Here is a 19,718-nt window from a genome sequence, read left to right as displayed (position 1 = left end):
TGGGATTATCGAGGCAACTGTAAAGCAAACGTACTACCCGCAGAAGAACTTTGACGCAATCGCAATTCGCCACCTTGAGCACGAGCAAGCAATTGACTATACGTTAATCCGAGTCCTAATCCACGTACACTACGCTTTTTACAATCTCCACGATAAAAGCGTTCGAAAATATGAGATTGATCTTCAGGTGCTACGCCTGTTCCGTTATCTGTTACTTCAACATGAACATATTGTTGTTCTGCATACATCCGAATCCGAAATTGAATCGGTATACTTTTATCAACAGCTTGTAATCCATTATTTAATAAATTGACAAAGATTTGTTGAATCCGTAGCGAATCGCCCATCGTATATAGTGGTTCTTCAGGCAGATCAAGAATCATATCTACAGGATAGGCTTCATGCGTTATTTTCCACTGGTAGGCAATCTCAGAGATCAACAACTGTAAATGCAAGCGATCACTTTGGATCTCTACACTACCCGAAGTAAAAGCATTATAATCCAGCAGATCCGCAATCATACGTTCCATACGATCTGATTCTTTCAGTGCAATATCAAGAAATTCTTTGGCTTCATCTTGGGTAACGACTTCTTCACGTACCGCCATGACCAGACCTTTAATTGATGTAACAGGTGTTTTCAGTTCATGGGTAACTCCAGCTAACGATAAAGCACGCCATTCTTCCAATTGCTTCAACCGTTGAGCCATTTCTTCAAAAGATTGCACAAGTTCGGTGATTTCTTGTTCCCGTGTATCAATATCCAAGTTAACATCGTAGTTACCTGCACGAATTTGCTTGGCGGCATCGGCTACTAATTGAATCGGTCTGGATAGTTTGCGCGACAGCCAGTAGATAGTAAGCCACCCTGAGATAATAAGCGTACTTAACAGAACCACTACTAATATAATTTCATTTGGGCTATACGTTAACGACTTTTTGGATTGAAGAAGAGTCACTTGTCCAATCTTAACTCCTTGTTCATTGAAAATAGGTGTGTTTACCGCCATATACCGTTTATCTGTCGGTTCGGCAAGATCAGGAGTTAACTTTTTACTTAATTTATCTTGCGGAAGATTAGGCATAGAGAATAAGAATTGCCCTTTTTCATTAGCGATCATAATACACATATATTCATCTAAATTAAAAAACTTTAGTCGATTTTGAATAATACCATCCAGCCTCTGAGGAATAACGATAGTCCCATTATCCGAAGTGACTCGATCAGCAACTTCCTGTCCGAGTAAACCCGCTGTTTTCAAACGGTTATCCATGGCTGTATCGCGTACCCAATAGACCGCCGCAGCTGCAATAATTAAGAATCCAACACACAGTATTAGAAAATAACGAATCGTCCAATACGATAAGATCGAAGTTTGTTTTGATTTTTTTACTCGCTTAGCCAAAATTGATACCCCATTCCGCGCAATGTTCGAAGTTCTCCCGTCTGTGATGACCAGTGAGAGAGTGACTGGCGCAATCTTTTGACCGATAGATCGACCGCTCGATCACTTCCATCGTAATCCATTCCCCAGACTTGCTCTATCAAGTGATCACGGGTAAATGTACGATTTGGATGTTCTGATAAAAAGAGTAATAATGATAGATCTCGTGGACTGAGTGCCACTTCAGCACCATTTAGATAGACACGTTTGGCAGCCATATCAATCACTAGATTACCAAAGTTCCGTTTACTGCCCCCATCGTTCCAGTGTGGACGACGACGTAGTACCGCATTGACCCGTGCGACCACTTCTTCAGGCATAAAAGGCTTGGTCATATAATCATCGGCTCCACCGTCCAGTCCAGTGAGTCGATCTTGAATATCATCGCGTGCAGTTAGCATAATAACCGGACAAGCACTTTTACTTCGAATAATTTTGAGTAAATCCCAGCCATCCATGCCGGGTAACATAATATCGAGGATAACCAATGCAGGAGCAGAAGAATTGAATAGTTCTAACGCTTGATGACCATCCGTTGCACGTAATGTTTCGAAGCCTGCTTTTTTCAAATAAGCCGAAAGTACTCGTGCAATACCTTCTTCATCTTCTACAATCAGTATTAAGTTCATATTTCAAAGGCTCCTTATATCTACATAATATCTACGTTTAGCTTGCACTATCGTTTAATGAGAGCATAATGCGTTGTCTACTTATTGTACATACCGATCTTCAATGATCAAGCCATTTTATAATATTTTATTATTTTAACCTTCCGCATCGATTTGGACATCTTCTCGACACATTCGCCGTTTATGATAGGGGTACAAGAACAGTTTACAAAAGGAGATTAAATCGATGAATAAAAAAACAAGAAATATCATCATTATTGCAGCTATCGTTATTGTGGTTGTAGCTATTGGTGGATATCAATTTATGAAGAGTTATATGGGGAACAAAGTAGCAATCGAGCAAGTCATACCAGCAGCAACGTCTACTGAATCCAGTGCAACCGCATCAGGTGCAAGTGCAACAGGCGAACAACTGAATGGCGATTGGAAAATCAATACCGATGCTTCTAAAGTGTACTTCTCCGTTACCACTTCACAAGAGACCGTTAACTTTGTAGATAACAAAGTAACAGGTAACTGGAATATCAATGTAGATGATCCTACCAAAATGGTAGCTGAAGGACAAATTGATATGAGCGCGATTGATTCAGGAACAGCGCAACGTGATGAACATGTGAAAGGAGCCGATTTCTTCGATGTTGCTAAGTTCCCACAAGCTACATTCAAAGCAACTTCTTTTGAAGGCTTGCCAACAACATGGACAGAAGGCGCAACAAATGATTTCACCATGAAAGGCACATTGACGGTTAAAGGTATTGCTAAAGATGTAACTGTTGCAGGTAAAGCAGTATACAAAGGTGGACAAATTCTACTATCCGGTACAACGACTGTCACATTTGAAGATTTCGGTATGAAAAATCCTCACTCTGTTGTATTAAGCACACAAAATGATATCGGTGTTCAATTGGAATTAACATTAGATAAATAAGAAGCTATCTTGAAAAAGCATTTCGGTCATTATGATCGGGATGCTTTTTTGCTGTCTAATTTGAGATTCAAGCTTGTTTGAAAATGTTGTAATCTTGCTTTTACATTCAAAACAGCGTACAAAGGGGGATTGAAAAAGATATACTACAGATAGAGGTGAACCCGATGACGGATATCCAAACGCAGTTCAATCATGAATCTCAGATTTCTATCGAGCAGTGGCAAGCGATTATTAATAATGATGCTTCTTATGATGGGCAGTTTTTTTATGCGGTACGTACAACAGGTATATTTTGTCGTCCTTCTTGCAAATCCAAAGAACCCAAGCCCCAAAATGTAACGATTTTTGCAGATGCTCAGCAAGCGATAACAGCCAAATATCGTCCTTGCAAACGGTGCAAACCAACAGGAGAGCGATTGCCAGATAGCGAGTGGGTATCAGTAATGACTGAATATATAGATCATCATTATACAGAACCGTTAACACTACATCAGTTAGCTGAAATATGTCATGGAAGTCCTTATCATTTACACCGCACATTCAAAAAAATCATGCATATCACGCCTGTCGATTATATTCAGCAGCATCGTATCCATCAAGCTTGCCAAGAATTAAAAGAGTCTCATCACAGTATTACGGCTATAGGACTGAATATAGGCATACCGAATACGTCTTATTTTGTTACTTTATTCAAAAAGAAAATGGGCATTACACCTGCGCAATATCGTAAACAACACCAAATGATACATCAACAGAAAGATAGCATTAAGGAGGGAATCAGCAGTGAACAATCATAATACAGCCACCAAGCCTATCATCTACTGGGCATATATCGAACATGATCAATGGAAATTCTATCTTGCAGCAACACCAGAGGGACTTTGTTATATCGGCTCACAAGGTCAACCTTATGACGAAATGGAAGTGTGGCTTCACGCCAGACGACCAGGGAGCACGATCATACATGATGAACATCAATTACAACCTTATATTGAAGAAATGATTCAATATTTAAGTGGAGAACGACAACAGTTTACGATCAGACATGACTTTCAAGGGACTTCTTTTCAAATACAGGTCTGGCAAGCGTTGTTACAGATTCCTTATGGAGCAACATGGTCGTATTCAGATATTGCACAACATATTGGGCGTCCTGCGGCCGTTCGTGCAGTAGGAGCAGCGATTGGTGCGAATCCGTTCTTAATTACAATTCCTTGTCACCGAGTGATTGGCAAAAGTGGAGCGTTAACAGGCTATCGTGGTGGATTGAATATGAAGACAACGTTATTAGATTTGGAAAAACGTAAGGAGGTTCTATGATCCGAGAGCAGATTTTAGCAAAAGTCGATTCAGATTATCAACAATTTTCAGCCAGCTTGTTGCCTACGATCACCAATATATTAGGAGTGCGCATACCTGCACTTCGTATTATGGCCAAGCAGATCGTTAAAGACGATTGGCGTATATATTTACAACAAGCCGATCATGAATATTTTGAAGAAGTGATGTTACAAGGGATGGTTATCGGGTATGCACAGATGGATATTGAAGAACGATTGCAATACATGACTGATTTTGTACCGAAAATTGATAATTGGTCTGTCTGTGATCGCTTCTGCGGTGGACTAAAATTCACTTCAACCCATCAACAGCCAGTATGGGAATTTATTTTGCCTTATCTTTCTTCAGAGCACGAATATGAGGTGAGATTTGCAGTTGTAATGTTACTTACTTATTATGTAGACGAATATTATATTCAAGATGTGCTGCGTCATTTGGATCGTGTTCAACATGAAGGATATTATGTGAAAATGGCTGTCGCATGGGCAATTTCGATTTGTTATATTCATTTACCTGAACCAACGATGCACTATTTGCAACATAATCAATTGGATCGCTTTACGTACAACAAAGCATTGCAGAAAATCACAGAATCTTACCGGATCGACCCAGAGACCAAACATCATATACGAAGTATGAGACGCAAATAATCATATTATAGATTGGTGACATACAGATTGAATATCAAGTACGATATATAGGATAGAACAGAAGGGCTACACGTCAAAATGTAGCCTTTTTGTGCATGATCATAACAATTAATTTACGAAATTGTTTTTTGTTTTTCTCAATCGTAACAAAAATGTGATATGAAAGTAGCTATTGAAGGATGAAATGGACTCTGCACATTAGATATAATAATGACGAGAGATGTCGAAATTACATAGGACAAGGGAGAGAGAAGATTATTATGTTACGCTATCAAAAATGGATACTGGTTACGATTTTAATTGGATTGTTAATTCCTCAATGGGCTACACAAACAGCAGTTGCTAGTGCAAGTAAAACAGCTACAAAAAGTGCAACTACCACACGTTCAGAAAAAGCAGAAAAAGTTATTTATTTAACATTCGATGATGGGCCAACAGCACATACTATGCAACTGTTGGATATCTTAGGTAAATATGATGCGAAAGCAACCTTCTTTATGTTAGGACCGCATATGGAACAATATCAGACAGCAACGAAACGAATTGTTAAAGAAGGCAATGGACTTGGATTACACGGTGTAACGCATGTGGTTAAAAAATTCTATAGTTCACCATTCAGCGCTTACAAAGAAATGCGTGATGCTAACGAAAGTCTATTCCAAGTGGCAGGCGTTCGTACCAGTCTTGTACGTACACCTTACGGCAGTAAACCTTATATGAAGCAAGGGTATCGTGATGTGATGTTGAATCAAGGTGGATTCCATTTATGGGATTGGAACGTCGATTCACTGGATTGGAAATACAAAAAAGACCATCAACGTGTCTACAAAAATATTATGAGTCAAGTTAACTCTGTTGAGAAACGTGGTACCGCTCCAGTCGTACTAATGCATGATCAGCCAGCGACACTGAAAGTATTGCCATTGGTATTAGAAACACTCAAAAAAGATGGATATACGTTTAAAGTACTGAACAAACAAAATCATCCTGTGAATTTCTGGAATGACGAACGTTAATCATATCTGTAAATAAATAAAACCTCCTGCCTTTTTCTCACAGAGAATAACTGTGATGTAAAGAGCAGGGGGTTTTTATTTTGCTAAAAGAATAGCGTGCTAGACATTCATCGCTTGCAGTTGTTGTTGATACAATGATAAATTATCGGCATCATAACATACAAACATAATCTGCTTTAAGGAAGTTGTAGGATGTTGCTCGATATACTCTTTTACCGTATTTAAAGCGATCGTAGCTGCTTCTTTTTTAGGGAAATGGTAAATTCCTGTACTGATATTGGGAAAAGCAATCGAAGTCAGTTGATGTTCATCTGCTAGTTGAAGAGAATGGCTATAGCATTGAGCCAGTAATTGTTGCTCATGATTAGAACCACCATTCCAGACAGGACCTACCGTATGGATCACATGCTTGGCTGGTAAGCGTCCAGCTGTTGTAATGACTGCTTCACCTGTAGGACATCCTCCTTGACGATTACGAATCTGTTGACATTCTTCAAGAATTGCAGAACCACCTGCACGATGAATAGCACCATCAACTCCGCCACCTCCTAACAGACTAGAGTTAGCCGCGTTTACAATTGCATCAACGTGTTGCACAGTAATATCTCCTTGAAGCAATACAATATGTGTCTGTCCCATCTGAATATCATTCATCTTCTTATCCTCCTACCAATGATGGACCAGAGCAATTTCTAATATTCAGATGTACTCACAGACTCATTTATCATGTTAACGCATCGGTGAGAAATCATGAACATTTTCCATGATCTGATCGATTTGTGATAATGTATCTTCGCTCAAAGTAATATTTACCGCTTCTACATTTTCTTGAATCTGATGGGGTTTGGATGCTCCGATAATAGCTGAACTCACACCCGGTTGACGAAGAACCCAAGCTAAAGCCAATTGAGACAATTTGATGTTCAGTCCTTGCGCTAATTGATCCAACTGACCAACCACCTCTAATACATCGTCTCGTAGGTAACTGTTAATCACATGGTTTACCGAATCGTCTGCTGCTCGTGTGCCTGCTGCGGGAGCTTGACCCGGCTTGTATTTACCTGTCAGAATACCTTGAGCAAGCGGGGAGAAGACGACTTGTCCTAATCCATGTTGCTGAGAAACAGGAAGAACTTCATGTTCGATATAACGTTCAAATAAATTATAAATTGGTTGATTGGCTGCAAGTGGACGTAAGCGCAGACGATCTGCTATATGAGCCGCATCACTTATCTGAGCTGCTGTCCATTCACTCACTGCACTATACAAAATTTTACCTTGTGATGTAAGATCATCTAGTGCACGTAATGTTTCTTCAGTAGGAGTCTCTTGATCAAAGCGATGGCAGAAATAAATATCAATATAATCTGTACCCAGACGCTTGAGGCTGGCTTCGCATTGTTCCATAATATGTTTACGTGATAATCCACGATCATTGGGACCTTCACCCATCGGGAAAAAGACTTTCGTGCTTAGTACATAGCTTGAACGTTCATACGAACGAAGCGCAGATCCAATCGCTTTTTCCCCTTGACCACGGTTGTAAGCGTTTGCGGTATCGAAAAAGTTAATCCCTAAATCAAACGCAGTACGTATACAATCATCGGCTGCTTGTTGTTCTGCCGCCGTACCATAAGTTAACCAGCTTCCAAGACTAATTTCGCTCACTTTTAGACCGGTTTGACCCAGATTACGATATTTCATGATAAGCGCTCCTCTGTGTATGTAGATTAAGTATCGAATTGTCAGCCAAGCTAACAACTCACTTCTTTTATCATTAACGAAAAAAATAGATTCGTCAACATTACATGAGATTCAGAAAGGGAGGATATTGATGTTACGCTCATCTTTTTTGACAAGTGGATTAAAAATAATCGCCGATTGTCAGCAACAGTCAGGAGATATCTGGGATGCTCATTATGGAACAGCTAGTATTGCCGCTTACTTCTTAGCCCAATCGCCTACGATCACAGATGAAGTAGCAACCGCGTTATTGAACCAAGCGGAGCAGATGACCACCCAATATGAATTAACATCTACTACGTATCTAAGTGAAGATCAATCGGTCAAAGAAAAGGCAGCGATACAGGATTCCACTACGTCGCTATCTTCACACAATCCAGAACAGGAATTGAAATCTACGCTTTCTTCTCCAGACGAACTTATTTCATATGCAGATGCGTCCATGTTCATTCTAGAAGCATTACAAGCTAATATCGATCAACTGCACTGGGTAGGTCACAATGTTATCTATGCCGCTGTATCATTGCTCGCTATGCGTGAACAGAACGTATGGGAATGTCGAGCAGATATAGAACGTATTCAGCAATTGATTACTGCTTTTGATCGCACGATTCCGGGACGTTCGTGGATCGGATATAAAGTATCGGACGTCAAAAAGTTAGAAATCACTACAGAGGATCATTTTCCAGCTATAACATCTCCTGCGGAATTATCTGCTTTTATTTTGCAGGAGTTAGCAGCAACAGAGCGGATCTATCTAGCAGAAGCGCATCATGATCTGATCGGGCATACGTTAACTTTTGCTCATGCACTGAATATATTACACGATCTAGGGCAACCCGAATTATTTCAACGTGGATTACATCCTTTATGGAAAATGGTCAAAATTCTACGGTACAGTCGGGATTGGGATGGAAGTACAGTGGAAGCAGTTGGGTTGTATTCTCCTGTCGACCGATTACCTCTTCAGTATGCCACTCCTGCGCCTTTTGAATATACAGATATACGATTTTGGCAACAGAATTTAGCCAGTGTAGATTGGGATTATGGACATCATTTCAAATTTGTATGGAGTTATAACGATCATATCGAACGTTCGCCTTTGTGGAGTGAAGCTACAAGTGTCCCTTTTCATTGTTTGATCAAAACAGTTAAGGAGGAGAAAGCATGATTACACTAATGATCGCAGACGATGAAGTCATGACTCGCCGGGGATTGGAAATGCTCAACTGGCACGATCATGGATTTCAATTGGTCGGCATAGCTGCTAATGGAATTGAAGCCAGACAACTCAGTCTTTCGCAAAAGCCAGATTTATTGCTTACAGATATTCGGATGCCCGGTCTGGATGGATTAGCGTTAATGGATAGTCTTAATCAGCAACTATGTGCACCTAAAGTCATCTTTATTACAGCTTATCATCAGTTGGATTACGCACTCAAAGCGATTCAATTAGGAGCATTAGGGTTTGTTTTAAAACCGACAGATCCAGATGAGATTATAGCGGCTTGTCTCAAAGCCAAAGCAACGATTCTAGAAGAACGTCAACGCCAGCATACTGAAGAAGAATTACGGGATCAACTCGAAGAATATGCACTGACTTTACAAGGTAAACATACAGCTCATCAAGAATCGCCCTCAATACATCCTGTTATTCAGCAAATGCTTCAGACGATGGAAAAGCAGTATATGAAAGATATTACGATAGAACATATTGCAGACAAAAATCACTTTAATGCCGATTATCTTAGTCGATTATTCAAAAAAGAAACAGGCGACAATTTCTTGAATACGCTTACAAGAATTCGGATGCAAAAGGCTGTTCAATTGCTTGCCAATCCTCATCTTGAAATTTATAAAATAGCAGAGCAGGTAGGGATTCGAGATGCTCGTTATTTTGGACAAGTGTTCAAAAAAAGATATGGACTAACTCCGAATGAATTTCGTAAAAAAGGAGATCAATCCCATGCTTGAAGTGTGGTTACATCGACTGATTCAAGCGGCTCGTGATCTCAATATTCGCAATAAATTATTTATCGCCTTTATCGTCCTTAATCTGATTCCATTAGCGGTCATTAGTGTCTGGACGTACCAGAAATCGAGTTCACTGATTCAAGAGCAGACAAATATTTATACAATGGATATGTTAAGTGAAGTCAGTAAAAATATTGAACTGCATATGCATGATATTGAACGTCTGTATTATGCTATTTTTACTAATCAAGAGATTCGTGGATCGCTCAAAGCTGTTAATCGACAGCAATGGTCGCCACTTCAACATGTCTCAGCAGATAAGCGCATACGTAATATTCTGTACGGGTTAATAAGTGATCGAGAAGATGTTGAAGGTGTCAGTCTATATGCACTCGATGGTACTTCTTTTCAGACCAGTACCTATCCAAGAAAGTTAGATTTGCGAGATCAGAACTGGCAAGTATTACAGCGCAACCGTGGCGATCTAACCTGGTTCAATCCGTCAGGACAGCAATCGGTCGTAGCCGCAGTAAGTACTATTTATGACGTAGATAGCCTGCAAAAGATAGGCTATTTTTTGTTGACTTATCATGAGGAAGCTTTGTACAAAGTGTACAGTCAGATCAAGCTTAATGAACAAGGTGAGCTATTTATTATTGACAGTCATGGACAGATTATTTCCAGTGGAAATAAAGCAAGTATTCATCATACACCTACTGAAGCATATCTACAGAAGATTATCACCAGTGGAGATACAGGTGATTTTGCAGATCATATTGATGATAAACAGCAGATTGTATCGTATCAACGTATTCAGAATACCGATTGGAAAATCGTTAGTATTATTCCGACTGCACGTTATTCAGAACAATCGATTGTGTTGCAGCAATGGATGTTAATTTTGTTTATCGTTGTTGCACTTATCACCCTGATATTAGGCTATTCCTTATCTGTCAGTATTTCCAGACCGATTCGTCAGTTATCGTCTATTATGAAAAATACGGAACGTGATAATTGGTCGATTAGCTTTAATTATCCTTCGCGAGATGAGATTGGTATTCTCAGTCTAAATTTCAATCGAATGATTGCACGTATTCATTATTTGATCAATCAAGTGTATGAAGAAGAACGTCTACGGCAACAATCACAACTGAAATTTCTAATGTTCCAGATCAATCCTCATTTTTTATTCAATACGCTAGAAACGATGAATTGGATGGCACGGATCGAAGGTGTCCCTGAAGTAGGCAAGTTGTCCAAAGCGTTAGGTGATCTGATGCGTGAAGGGATCAAAGGGAAAGAATTTATTACACTAAGTGAAGAATTAGAGAGTGTCAAAAAATACATTTATATTCAAAAAGTGCGGTATGTAGATAAGTTCGATATGCAATACGATATCGATCCGGCAGTCTTATCATTGATTGTGCCGAGATTTATTTTGCAACCGATTATTGAGAATGCAATTGTTCACGGATTAGAAATGCAAATGGAAAATGGAATGATCTGTATTCATGCACATCAAAGTGAAGATACTTTAATCCTATCGATCCACGATGATGGACTGGGAATGAATACTGCTCATCTGGAAACATTACGCCATTATCTAGATCATCCTTCAGATTCGAGCTTGTCAGGTATAGGGCTACTCAATGTGCATCAGCGAATCCAACTGCATTATGGAGAAGATTATGGACTACAAATTGAAAGTCTAGACAATCAAGGAACAACCGTTATATTGCATATTCCTAGAGACCACTTTTTGGAAAAGAGGTCGGAATTTTCAAGTTAAATGTCAGAAATACCACATGGTCGATATTCCAAACACCTTATATGATGAAAGCGTATTCTATACCGAAAGCATGAGAGGATGAAATGAGTCATGGCAAAGGGGTATTGGAAAAAAAGTATAGGTGTGCTGACAGGTGTTCTCTTATTGAGTAGTGTACTCACAGGTTGCGGCAACAGCTCTGAATCAGCCACAGGATCAGGTTCGGCAGGTGCTAAAGGTGAAATGGTGATCTATGATTGGCAGAATGCAGATAGTTTTGTGTATAAGATGTCGGAACAACTAGCTAAAGATTACAATGCACGCAAAGATGCTACAACGACGATGAAAGTACAACATATTCCGGGAACAGATCGTTATTATCCCAAATTAAATGCAGAACTTGCTGCGAATGCAGGGCCAGATGTATTTGTAAGTCATGCCGCTGGTAAATTAAAAACATACGCTGACTCCGGTAGAATTATGGATTTGACAGAGATTTTAAATGCAGATCCTGAGTGGAAAAAAAGCTTTACTTCTGGAGCGTTTAATCTACTGACTTTTGACGATAAAGTGTATGCGATCCCGACTGCATTTGCAACTGTACCGCTTTTTTATAACAAAGAAATTTTTGCTAAATATAATCTAACACCACCGACTACTTATGAAGAACTCAAAAATGTAATTAAAGTACTTAAAGACAATGGCGTAACTCCATTTGCTTTTGGAGCGAAAGAATCATGGACAAGCGCTCTATTTAGCGAAATGGTAGCGAATCGAATTGGTGGAGACGAGCCATTTAACAAATTGATGGATGGCACAGGATCTTGGATGGACCCTTCTTATATTCAGACAGGAAATGTGATGAATGAATTACGAGATATGGGGGCATTCCCTTCGGGATTCTTAGGATTGGATAATACAGCCATTACCAATATGTTCAAAAATGGTGAAGCGGCTATGTTTGTAATGGGAAGCTGGGCAGTAGGTTCAGTAGAAGCCGCTGACTCTAAAGTCAAAGGAAAAGTAGGCGTAGCCAAATTCCCTACTTTTGAAGGTGGTAAAGGCGATCTAGATACATGGCTAGGGCAACCGAGTTACAATCTAGTCATTCGTGCCAATACAGAGAATAAAGATCAAGCATTAGAATATATCAAAGCATGGACAAGCAATGATATTCAGACAAAGTTAGCTGAAGAAAATGGTGATATTCCAGCGGTCAACGTTAAGCTCAACAAAGATAAAGTGCCTGCGGTTGCTCAAGAACTGCAAAAAGAAATGTCAGATATGAAAGGTATGTTTATTTTCTACGATGTAGGACTAGGCGCGAAGATCGGAGACGAATACAATACAACGATCCAAGCGATCTTAGCAGGTCAAGCACCTGAAGAAGCGTTTCAAAGTCTAGAGCAGTTTACGCAAGATAATAAAGAGTAAATCATTCCTTAGTAAGCACTGTATAAAGATGAGGTCAGGAATCATGATAACAACGAAGTTACTGTATTGATAGGTAGCAACAGTGGTTAGTGATTCCTGACTGATCTTCTCAACAGATACATGTTCTAAGCGAATCTATAAGTTGCAAAGAATGAAGTTCTGGAAAGGCGGAAAATCATGGAACGAATGCTACGGAACAAATCAGCGATTATTCTATTTTTGTTGCCAGCGTTATTGCTGTATACAGCGATTGTATTTATCCCTATTGTGGCTTCGATTTACTTTAGCTTTTTTAAATGGGATGTGATTAGCCCGATGAAGTTTATCGGGATGGATAATTATACTCGTATGTTTACCAGAGACTCTGTCTTTTTTACCAGTATCAAAAATATGATGATTCTACTATTTGTGAGTCTGGTTATTCAGCAAGGATTGGGCTTTTTACTAGCCATTCTGATTACCGGCTCGATCAAAGGCAAAGAATGGTTTAAAAATATTTTCTTTTTCCCGGCTGTTATTTCTAGTGTGGCTGTAGGGATGATGTGGAGCTTTATCTATAATCCAGAAATCGGAATGCTTAATAAATTGTTAGAAGTGCTTGGTATGTCTTCACTGGCTAATGATTGGTTATCTCAACCGGATACAGCCATGTGGGCAGTATCTTTTGTAGTCGGTTGGCAATATCTGGGGTATACGATGATTCTATATATTGCGGCGATTCAGAATATTCCAGCACATATCTTTGAATCAGCACGTATAGATGGAGCTGTAGGGTGGAAAGTGGTCTGGCATATGACGATTCCGCTGGTACAACCAATTATGAAAGTAACTACAATTCTGATAACAATTGGTTCACTTAAGTTCTTTGATCTCGTATTTGTCATGACAGGTGGAGGTCCAGCCAATCAGACACAGGTATTAGCCTCTTACTTGTACGGTAGATCTTTCCGTCAATTCGAATACGGGTACGGAGACGCTCTATCTGTTATCTTGCTGTTGATGTGTCTGGTGGCAACCGTATTGATCAATATGATTTTCCGCAAATCAAGTATTGAATATTAAATCGTATCGTGATGGGGGTGAACAGGAAGGATGAAATCTTCGCCTTATGTAGAGACAACCAAACAGCAAACTAACGTAGATACACGACGTTTTTTTCCTATAGGTAAAATCATGATTTATGCTGTATTGTGTTTTGTAGCGATTTTCTATGTCTATCCGTTGTTATGGTTATTGCTAAATTCACTGAAGCAGACCCCAGAGATCTATACCAATCCATGGGGATTACCTCAACACTGGATGTGGAGTAATTATTGGAATGCTTGGACAACAGGGAATACAGGCAGATATCTGTTGAACTCGGTCTGGATTTCTTCAGCTACTTTGGTTGCTGTACTGGTATTTAGTGCTATGTCAGCATACGCTCTGACCAAATTACGTTGGAAATTATCAAAAGCGACTTTTGTTTATTTTCTACTGGGGATGATGGTTCCGATTCATGCGACATTGATTCCACTGTTTGTGTATTTTACGAAAGTTGGATTGGTCGATTCACAGTTCGGTCTGATTCTGATTTATATTTCATTTGGATTGCCAGCGGCTGTACTGGTACTGTGCGGATTTTTTACAGGTATTCCGAAAGAAATGTTGGAAGCTTCTGTGATGGATGGTTGTACGGTATATAGTATTTTTTGGCGGATTGTTATACCGATCTCGAAGCCTGCTCTGATGACCGTAACGATACTGAGTTTTGTCGGGGTGTGGAACGAGTTGTTATTGGCGCTTGTCTTTATTTCTGATCCTGATAAATTAACACTTCCTGTGGGACTGACCCGTTTTGCAGGGGAGTATACAACCGATTATGCGCCGATGTTCGCAGCGATTATGATCGCTACCATTCCAACAGTGGTCTTATTCGCTGTGTTTAACAAGCAAGTTTTAGCTGGAATGGCAGAAGGTGCGATCAAAGGTTAATATCTATCGACTTAATTGACTACAAAAATCAGTAGCAGTACAAAAAGGATCTGTACGGATCCTAATACAAGCCCTGTAATCGCAAATGCTCTACCATGTGTAGTACGAATCGAAATAAGACTAAATGTGAGCACAAGAATAAGTAGGACAATCGCTACAAATGCACTTAAAGCAAGTAATATGTTCCAAAAGCCACTATCTTCTTGTCCAAATTCTCCAATAATAGCAAAGCTCATAAAAGAAGTGAAAAAGCTAATGATCCCCAAAATAAAAGAAGTCAAAGCCAATCCAAAACGATTGCGACCTTCTTTTCGGTAAGGATCTTGATAAGGTGGGTATGTATCCATGGTCGTGCCTCCTGATTATATTCGTATACCTTCAGTACTATATATCGGATAATCAGAAGGTTTATTGAACCATATGCTCACACATCATCACATCAGCCTTACATTCTTCATACATTTTTCATCTTATTTTAAGCTAGTTTCCATAAAGAATTCATATACATTGGGTATATTATAAGTATAGAGTTCATATTTTGGAGCTGGAGTGATTATAATGAGTGAAGAATTTTTGGATGAATTACACAAAATTAGCCATGATGATGACTGGCGCTATAAACTACTCATGCAAGGTGTAAAACAAACACTAGCGTCTCGCAAAAGTGAGAGTGCACTCAAACGATACATGAGAAGAAAAACAAAACATATAACAGCTATCTGGAAATAATACAATCGGTTTGGGATAATAAACGAGCGATCAGTTCTCTACGACTGGTCGTTTTTGTTTTGGCAAAAATAGATTGAAGATGTTCTTCCACAGCACAAGGAGAAAGATGCAGAATATCAGCAATCTTGCGTGTAGACAATCCTTCGATCACTTGATCGACGATCTGCTTTTCACGTTCAGATAAATGATAATCCTCCATCATCCACGGCAAGATATCAAGTGGAGAAGCAGATTGAATGGCAATCATCAACTGAATACTTGAGGTGTGACTATACAGCGCATAAGCTGTAATATCGATATAGTCATGTTCACGTACAGGCACACACACTTGAATAGGAGAACATGGTAGAGAAGATGAACAGCAATCTGTATGTAATCGTTGATCGAATATTGTATCATCTGTTAATGCCATACTGGCAACCGTTAGAATAGAGCGTGGGAGCGCAGACGTTGTTATTCCTTCATGTTGGCGTAAAACGTCTAACCAGTGATGTGTATCTGAATTAGAAGATAATAATTCCAATTGCTGAGACAGCATCAGAATTTCGGGTGAACGTAATTTGACTTCATTGACAAAAGGAATCGCGAGGCTGAACTGGCGCAGATGTTTTGCGATGATAGGAGCAATCTCCACCATCCACTGACATTCTTGCTCACTGAATAACGATTGATCTTGTTTGCGAAATAACGTTAAATATCCCCAACAACTACCTTTATACAATAATGCCGCACGTAGCTCATCACCGAATCCAGCAGGCTGTAAAATATCCTGATATCTTGAACTCTGTTCCGGTTGACCTTCTGTCGCACAATGTAATGTTATCACAGATGTATGCGAGGGAGTCATATTATCATAGCTATGAATACCTTCTTGTCCATACGCATATGTTAGTAATTGATGGTGAATCGATTCCATATTATGTGCTACAACAGCTCCTGTAGAGAGTAAACGATACGGATCAATATTCGTACAACATGCACCTGCAAAAGGAAGAAGGGGCTTTAATTCTTCTAATAATGAATGAATATAAGAGTAAGAAGAAATAGAACGTTCCGCTAGTAATTCAAGCTTTTGCATATAAGTCTGTGTATTCATATATATCGCCTACCTTTTCTGGATTTCAATAAAGTTCGGTATACATCTCTTTTGTACACATCCCGTAGTTATAGGATAGCTATCTTCGAATAAGGCTTATACTTGATAATAGTTACCGATTATACCAGAAGCTATATAGCTATGACCAATTTCGCTCTAGTACTGAATGAAAGTGATCTGTCGCTTAGAAGCTTAAATACAATCCAGAATCAAAGTATAAGGCGTTATCTATAGAAGAAAAGAAACATGAACAGAACGAATTAGGGTATCCATGAATAGTAGGCCATATAAAGTAAATCAATCACTATAGATGATCTCTAAAGAATGAAGAGGTATGATGTTATTCATCTCTCTAGAGATCATTTCAATAGCGTTTATCATGCTCTGATTAAAGGGTCTGTAAAAATTGGCGCATCCGTTCTAAAGCTTCATCCAGTTGTACAGAGGACGTAGCATAAGAGCAACGTATAAATCCTTCGCCACCTTTACCAAATGCTGTACCCGGAACAGCGAGCACGCCGACTTCTTGTAACAATCGCTGAGCAAATTGTTCTGATGTTAAACCGGTATGAGCGATAGAAGGGAAAGCGAAAAAGGAACCCAGCGGTTCATGGCATTGTAACCCGATCTGACGTAATCCTTGTACAAAAGATATACGGCGTGCATTATACGAAGCCATCATTTCATCTTTTGCAGCAAGTCCATGAGGTTTGAGCGATTCGAGCGCAGCAATCTGACCCAGTATCGGCGCACACATGACCGTATATTGATGAATTTTGAGCATCGCTTGAATCAACTCTTCAGGGCCACAAGCATATCCAATTCGCCATCCTGTCATCGCAAAAGCTTTGGAAAATCCACTTAATAACAATGTACGTTCTTTCATACCCGGTAGACTTGCAAAACTAACATGCTTTTGCCCATACGTTAATTCTGCATATACTTCATCTGTAATCACCACTAGATTATGTTCTTCGGCGATCTTAGCAATCGGCAACCAATCTTCATATGTCATGATTCCACCTGTCGGGTTACTCGGATAGCTTAAGATTAATACTTTCGAACGTGGTGTCAGACTTGCAAGTAAGGAATCCGGAGTCAATTTGAAATTATTATGAGCAAATGTCTCCACCTCGACAGCGACACCACCACCTAGATTCGTAATCGGTGAATACGATACATAACAAGGTGCAGGTACTAGAATCTCATCACCTTCGTTGATCAAGACACGTAGTGCAAGATCCAGTGCTTCACTGCTACCAATCGTGACCATCAATTCATGCGCAGGATTGTAATGGACTTGGAAATTCGTATACAGGTATTCAGCGATACTTTCACGCAATTCAGGCAAGCCTGCATTATGAGTATACGTCGTTCTACCTTCTTCCAAAGCACGTACACAAGCTTCACGAACTAAACGTGGGGTCGGAAAGTCAGGTTCGCCGATGCCGAGCGAAATAATATCGGTACGTTCTGAAGAATAATCGAAAAATTTGCGAATACCTGAAGGTTGCATCTGTTGAATAGAAGGGGTCAAAAATTGGTTGATTGTTGAAGTTGTCATGGTTGTTCCTCCTCAAAAGTCTCTAAATAGTGAATGCTCATCTGTTCACGTATGTGTAAGATTCGGTAGAGGAATAGGGAAAAGAAAACAAAAAAGACCCGTCCCTAAAAAGGGACGAGTCTTTTACCCGTGTTACCACCCTAGTTCCACTTTGTGCGTACACAAAGTGACACTCTGCTACGTATCTATCAATACGTGTTCCCGTTAACGCTGGACATGCGGCAGCACCTAGTTGGTTATTTCAGCCTGCTTCTCGGAGATGGCTTCAGCTAGCATCTGAACGTTGGTTTGCACCGTACCCAACTCTCTGTGGATCAGATTAAAAGCATACTCTTTCTCGTCATAGAATGTGTATATACTTCATCATTATTTATAAGTGAAATTATTATAAGTCATAAAGAAAACGATTAGCGATTGATCGATCAAAATCGTAGGCTTAGTATAATCCCTCTTTTTTAGAATTGCAATACCTGAATTTGAAAGTTATGGTAGAGAGTAATACTTCAAAGACATAAGGAGATGTGGATGATGACTCTTTCCCGTAACGAATGTATTGATCTTGTCGAGCGAATTATGCAGGATCGAGGTAATGAGCAAGAGATCGATCAATGGCTTGTTACACTTGAGCAAAATGTCCCTCATCCGGAGATTAGTAACCTGATTTTCTGGAATGATAAAGACTGCTCAGCCGCAGAAATTGTAGATAAGGCTTTAGCGTATCAGCCGATACTATTACCACCTTCACCATCATCGTAACCAATCTTAAAAAGCTATTTTATTCATGAGTAGGGCGGAAAGTAGACTGTTGATTCAGGATCTTTAGCAATTGCTCAGACATATAGTGCGTACTATGCTCAAAGTCATTCTGAATCCAAGCGACAATTAATCCCCAGATCGCATACGCTTGATAACTAGCGTATAATTCTGGATTAATTCCTAGCTCAATCATGGCATTTCGGGCTTCTTCATTGCGGTAATCTTGTAAGGATAGATTCTGTAACTCGTTACAAAGTCGCTGCTGAAAACCGGGTAATGCATTAGAATTAGAGATCAGTTGATAGAAGCTACGATGTTTATACACATGATCAAAAATTTTGACAGCTGAAGCAACTAATTCTTGAATAATAAGCGTAGTGACATGTCGATAAGGTTCTTCATACGAGTCTCGAAGATCGATTATCACACTCTCTACAAGCTCATCAAGCAAGTCTTCTTTGTATGTATAATGTTTGTAAAATGTACCTCGGTTCACATCAGCGACAGCTACAATATCTGTGATCGAAATACTGCGAAATTCTTTCTGCTGTAACAGTTCAATCAGAGCAGCAGTCAAAGCTTGTTTGCTTTTACGAATACGACGATCACTCATAGATAGGCTCCTTTAATGACAGACATAAGCAAGTCCAATCGGCACATAATGAACAAAA

At 39.5% G+C, this 19,718-nt stretch carries 21 protein-coding genes and 1 other annotated feature; of the genes, 13 read left to right on the top strand and 8 right to left on the bottom strand.

Features of this window, described 5'->3' with window-relative positions:
- Window positions 1-5: 5 nt before the first annotated feature.
- The gene (locus tag PO903_RS18775) at window positions 6-1,406 is read right to left on the bottom strand and encodes a HAMP domain-containing sensor histidine kinase (RefSeq protein WP_273594277.1); all 1,401 of its coding nucleotides are present in this window, start codon (window positions 1,404-1,406) and stop codon (window positions 6-8) included.
- On the bottom strand, window positions 1,391-2,074 hold the full coding sequence (locus tag PO903_RS18770) for a response regulator transcription factor (RefSeq protein ID WP_069328790.1): 684 nt from the start codon (window positions 2,072-2,074) through the stop codon (window positions 1,391-1,393). Before PO903_RS18770 ends, PO903_RS18775 begins: the two co-directional genes overlap by 16 nt.
- 226 nt (window positions 2,075-2,300) lie before the next feature.
- Between PO903_RS18770 and PO903_RS18765 the strand changes: the two genes are divergently transcribed.
- The 5 genes from PO903_RS18765 to PO903_RS18745 all read left to right on the top strand — a co-directional run bounded on the left by PO903_RS18765 (window position 2,301) and on the right by PO903_RS18745 (window position 6,009).
- Window positions 2,301-3,002: a YceI family protein gene (locus PO903_RS18765; protein ID WP_273594276.1), complete on the top strand. Its 702-nt coding sequence runs from the start codon at window positions 2,301-2,303 to the stop codon at window positions 3,000-3,002.
- A 164-nt stretch (window positions 3,003-3,166) separates the two neighbouring features.
- Window positions 3,167-3,799, top strand: a complete 633-nt coding sequence (locus PO903_RS18760; RefSeq protein ID WP_069328752.1) for a bifunctional transcriptional activator/DNA repair enzyme AdaA — start codon at window positions 3,167-3,169, stop codon at window positions 3,797-3,799.
- Window positions 3,786-4,322, top strand: a complete 537-nt coding sequence (locus PO903_RS18755) for a methylated-DNA--[protein]-cysteine S-methyltransferase (RefSeq protein WP_273594275.1) — start codon at window positions 3,786-3,788, stop codon at window positions 4,320-4,322. Before PO903_RS18760 ends, PO903_RS18755 begins: the two co-directional genes overlap by 14 nt.
- A complete protein-coding gene (locus tag PO903_RS18750) occupies window positions 4,319-4,993 on the top strand; it encodes a DNA alkylation repair protein (RefSeq protein ID WP_273594274.1) in 675 nt (224 codons plus the stop codon). Before PO903_RS18755 ends, PO903_RS18750 begins: the two co-directional genes overlap by 4 nt.
- A gap of 260 nt (window positions 4,994-5,253) precedes the next feature.
- Window positions 5,254-6,009: a polysaccharide deacetylase family protein gene (locus tag PO903_RS18745; protein ID WP_069328749.1), complete on the top strand. Its 756-nt coding sequence runs from the start codon at window positions 5,254-5,256 to the stop codon at window positions 6,007-6,009.
- 99 nt (window positions 6,010-6,108) lie between these two features.
- On the opposite strand, the gene PO903_RS18740 is transcribed toward PO903_RS18745, so the two are convergent.
- The gene (locus PO903_RS18740; protein ID WP_273594273.1) at window positions 6,109-6,663 is read right to left on the bottom strand and encodes an O-acetyl-ADP-ribose deacetylase; all 555 of its coding nucleotides are present in this window, start codon (window positions 6,661-6,663) and stop codon (window positions 6,109-6,111) included.
- A 75-nt stretch (window positions 6,664-6,738) separates the two neighbouring features.
- Window positions 6,739-7,713, bottom strand: a complete 975-nt coding sequence (locus PO903_RS18735; RefSeq protein WP_273594272.1) for an aldo/keto reductase family protein — start codon at window positions 7,711-7,713, stop codon at window positions 6,739-6,741.
- A gap of 130 nt (window positions 7,714-7,843) precedes the next feature.
- Here PO903_RS18735 and PO903_RS18730 point away from each other — a divergent pair, with 130 nt between their 5' ends.
- The 6 genes from PO903_RS18730 to PO903_RS18705 all read left to right on the top strand — a co-directional run bounded on the left by PO903_RS18730 (window position 7,844) and on the right by PO903_RS18705 (window position 14,902).
- Window positions 7,844-8,923, top strand: coding sequence for a hypothetical protein (locus tag PO903_RS18730; RefSeq protein ID WP_273594271.1), 1,080 nt, complete (start codon window positions 7,844-7,846; stop codon window positions 8,921-8,923).
- Entirely contained in the window at window positions 8,920-9,726 is an 807-nt protein-coding gene (locus PO903_RS18725; RefSeq protein WP_273594270.1) for a response regulator transcription factor, read from the top strand. The genes PO903_RS18730 and PO903_RS18725 overlap by 4 nt, the downstream gene beginning before the upstream one ends.
- Window positions 9,719-11,515, top strand: a complete 1,797-nt coding sequence (locus tag PO903_RS18720; RefSeq protein WP_273594269.1) for a cache domain-containing sensor histidine kinase — start codon at window positions 9,719-9,721, stop codon at window positions 11,513-11,515. The genes PO903_RS18725 and PO903_RS18720 overlap by 8 nt, the downstream gene beginning before the upstream one ends.
- A 90-nt stretch (window positions 11,516-11,605) precedes the next feature.
- Complete coding sequence (locus tag PO903_RS18715) at window positions 11,606-12,928, top strand: ABC transporter substrate-binding protein (RefSeq protein WP_273594268.1); 1,323 nt, start codon at window positions 11,606-11,608, stop codon at window positions 12,926-12,928.
- Between the two features lie 177 nt (window positions 12,929-13,105).
- The gene (locus tag PO903_RS18710) at window positions 13,106-13,990 is read left to right on the top strand and encodes a carbohydrate ABC transporter permease (protein WP_137225760.1); all 885 of its coding nucleotides are present in this window, start codon (window positions 13,106-13,108) and stop codon (window positions 13,988-13,990) included.
- 30 nt (window positions 13,991-14,020) lie between these two features.
- Window positions 14,021-14,902: a carbohydrate ABC transporter permease gene (locus PO903_RS18705; RefSeq protein ID WP_137225762.1), complete on the top strand. Its 882-nt coding sequence runs from the start codon at window positions 14,021-14,023 to the stop codon at window positions 14,900-14,902.
- Between the two features lie 11 nt (window positions 14,903-14,913).
- Here the strand turns inward: PO903_RS18705 and PO903_RS18700 are convergent, their stop codons facing one another.
- Complete coding sequence (locus tag PO903_RS18700; protein ID WP_273594267.1) at window positions 14,914-15,249, bottom strand: hypothetical protein; 336 nt, start codon at window positions 15,247-15,249, stop codon at window positions 14,914-14,916.
- Between the two features lie 211 nt (window positions 15,250-15,460).
- On the opposite strand from PO903_RS18700, the gene PO903_RS18695 reads away from it, so the two are divergent.
- A complete protein-coding gene (locus tag PO903_RS18695) occupies window positions 15,461-15,631 on the top strand; it encodes a hypothetical protein (RefSeq protein WP_161594331.1) in 171 nt (56 codons plus the stop codon).
- On the opposite strand, the gene PO903_RS18690 is transcribed toward PO903_RS18695, so the two are convergent.
- A complete protein-coding gene (locus PO903_RS18690; protein WP_273594266.1) occupies window positions 15,618-16,727 on the bottom strand; it encodes a helix-turn-helix transcriptional regulator in 1,110 nt (369 codons plus the stop codon). The two genes, PO903_RS18695 and PO903_RS18690, sit on opposite strands and share 14 nt — an antisense overlap.
- A gap of 388 nt (window positions 16,728-17,115) precedes the next feature.
- On the bottom strand, window positions 17,116-18,291 hold the full coding sequence (locus tag PO903_RS18685) for an aminotransferase class I/II-fold pyridoxal phosphate-dependent enzyme (RefSeq protein WP_273594265.1): 1,176 nt from the start codon (window positions 18,289-18,291) through the stop codon (window positions 17,116-17,118).
- Window positions 18,292-18,398: 107 nt separating this feature from the next.
- Window positions 18,399-18,644, bottom strand: a binding site (T-box leader).
- Between the two features lie 172 nt (window positions 18,645-18,816).
- On the opposite strand from PO903_RS18685, the gene PO903_RS18680 reads away from it, so the two are divergent.
- Window positions 18,817-19,047, top strand: coding sequence for a bacteriocin immunity protein (locus tag PO903_RS18680; protein ID WP_245703498.1), 231 nt, complete (start codon window positions 18,817-18,819; stop codon window positions 19,045-19,047).
- A gap of 19 nt (window positions 19,048-19,066) precedes the next feature.
- Here PO903_RS18680 and PO903_RS18675 read toward each other — a convergent pair whose 3' ends face one another.
- Window positions 19,067-19,660: a TetR/AcrR family transcriptional regulator gene (locus tag PO903_RS18675; RefSeq protein WP_273594264.1), complete on the bottom strand. Its 594-nt coding sequence runs from the start codon at window positions 19,658-19,660 to the stop codon at window positions 19,067-19,069.
- Window positions 19,661-19,718 lie beyond the last annotated feature (58 nt).

It is taken from the genome of Paenibacillus sp. PK4536, assembly GCF_028594455.2.
In the GTDB taxonomy this organism is placed as follows: Bacteria; Bacillota; Bacilli; order Paenibacillales; family Paenibacillaceae; genus Saccharibacillus; species Saccharibacillus nuruki.
The sequence above is the reverse complement of the archived record's forward strand: the minus strand, read 5'-3'. Positions and strand labels throughout refer to the sequence as shown.

Excerpts from the sequence above, each read along its gene's own strand:
- PO903_RS18770 (WP_069328790.1), bottom strand. The coding sequence starts at position 2,074 with ATGAACTTAATACTGATTGTAGAAGATGAAGAAGGTATTGCACGAGTA.
- PO903_RS18765 (WP_273594276.1), top strand. The coding sequence starts at position 2,301 with ATGAATAAAAAAACAAGAAATATCATCATTATTGCAGCTATCGTTATT.
- PO903_RS18760 (WP_069328752.1), top strand. The coding sequence starts at position 3,167 with ATGACGGATATCCAAACGCAGTTCAATCATGAATCTCAGATTTCTATC.
- PO903_RS18750 (WP_273594274.1), top strand. The coding sequence starts at position 4,319 with ATGATCCGAGAGCAGATTTTAGCAAAAGTCGATTCAGATTATCAACAA.
- PO903_RS18745 (WP_069328749.1), top strand. The coding sequence starts at position 5,254 with ATGTTACGCTATCAAAAATGGATACTGGTTACGATTTTAATTGGATTG.
- PO903_RS18740 (WP_273594273.1), bottom strand. The coding sequence starts at position 6,663 with ATGAATGATATTCAGATGGGACAGACACATATTGTATTGCTTCAAGGA.
- PO903_RS18735 (WP_273594272.1), bottom strand. The coding sequence starts at position 7,713 with ATGAAATATCGTAATCTGGGTCAAACCGGTCTAAAAGTGAGCGAAATT.
- PO903_RS18730 (WP_273594271.1), top strand. The coding sequence starts at position 7,844 with ATGTTACGCTCATCTTTTTTGACAAGTGGATTAAAAATAATCGCCGAT.
- PO903_RS18725 (WP_273594270.1), top strand. The coding sequence starts at position 8,920 with ATGATTACACTAATGATCGCAGACGATGAAGTCATGACTCGCCGGGGA.
- PO903_RS18720 (WP_273594269.1), top strand. The coding sequence starts at position 9,719 with ATGCTTGAAGTGTGGTTACATCGACTGATTCAAGCGGCTCGTGATCTC.
- PO903_RS18715 (WP_273594268.1), top strand. The coding sequence starts at position 11,606 with ATGGCAAAGGGGTATTGGAAAAAAAGTATAGGTGTGCTGACAGGTGTT.
- PO903_RS18710 (WP_137225760.1), top strand. The coding sequence starts at position 13,106 with ATGGAACGAATGCTACGGAACAAATCAGCGATTATTCTATTTTTGTTG.
- PO903_RS18705 (WP_137225762.1), top strand. The coding sequence starts at position 14,021 with ATGAAATCTTCGCCTTATGTAGAGACAACCAAACAGCAAACTAACGTA.
- PO903_RS18700 (WP_273594267.1), bottom strand. The coding sequence starts at position 15,249 with ATGGATACATACCCACCTTATCAAGATCCTTACCGAAAAGAAGGTCGC.
- PO903_RS18695 (WP_161594331.1), top strand. The coding sequence starts at position 15,461 with ATGAGTGAAGAATTTTTGGATGAATTACACAAAATTAGCCATGATGAT.
- PO903_RS18690 (WP_273594266.1), bottom strand. The coding sequence starts at position 16,727 with ATGAATACACAGACTTATATGCAAAAGCTTGAATTACTAGCGGAACGT.
- PO903_RS18685 (WP_273594265.1), bottom strand. The coding sequence starts at position 18,291 with ATGACAACTTCAACAATCAACCAATTTTTGACCCCTTCTATTCAACAG.
- PO903_RS18680 (WP_245703498.1), top strand. The coding sequence starts at position 18,817 with ATGATGACTCTTTCCCGTAACGAATGTATTGATCTTGTCGAGCGAATT.
- PO903_RS18675 (WP_273594264.1), bottom strand. The coding sequence starts at position 19,660 with ATGAGTGATCGTCGTATTCGTAAAAGCAAACAAGCTTTGACTGCTGCT.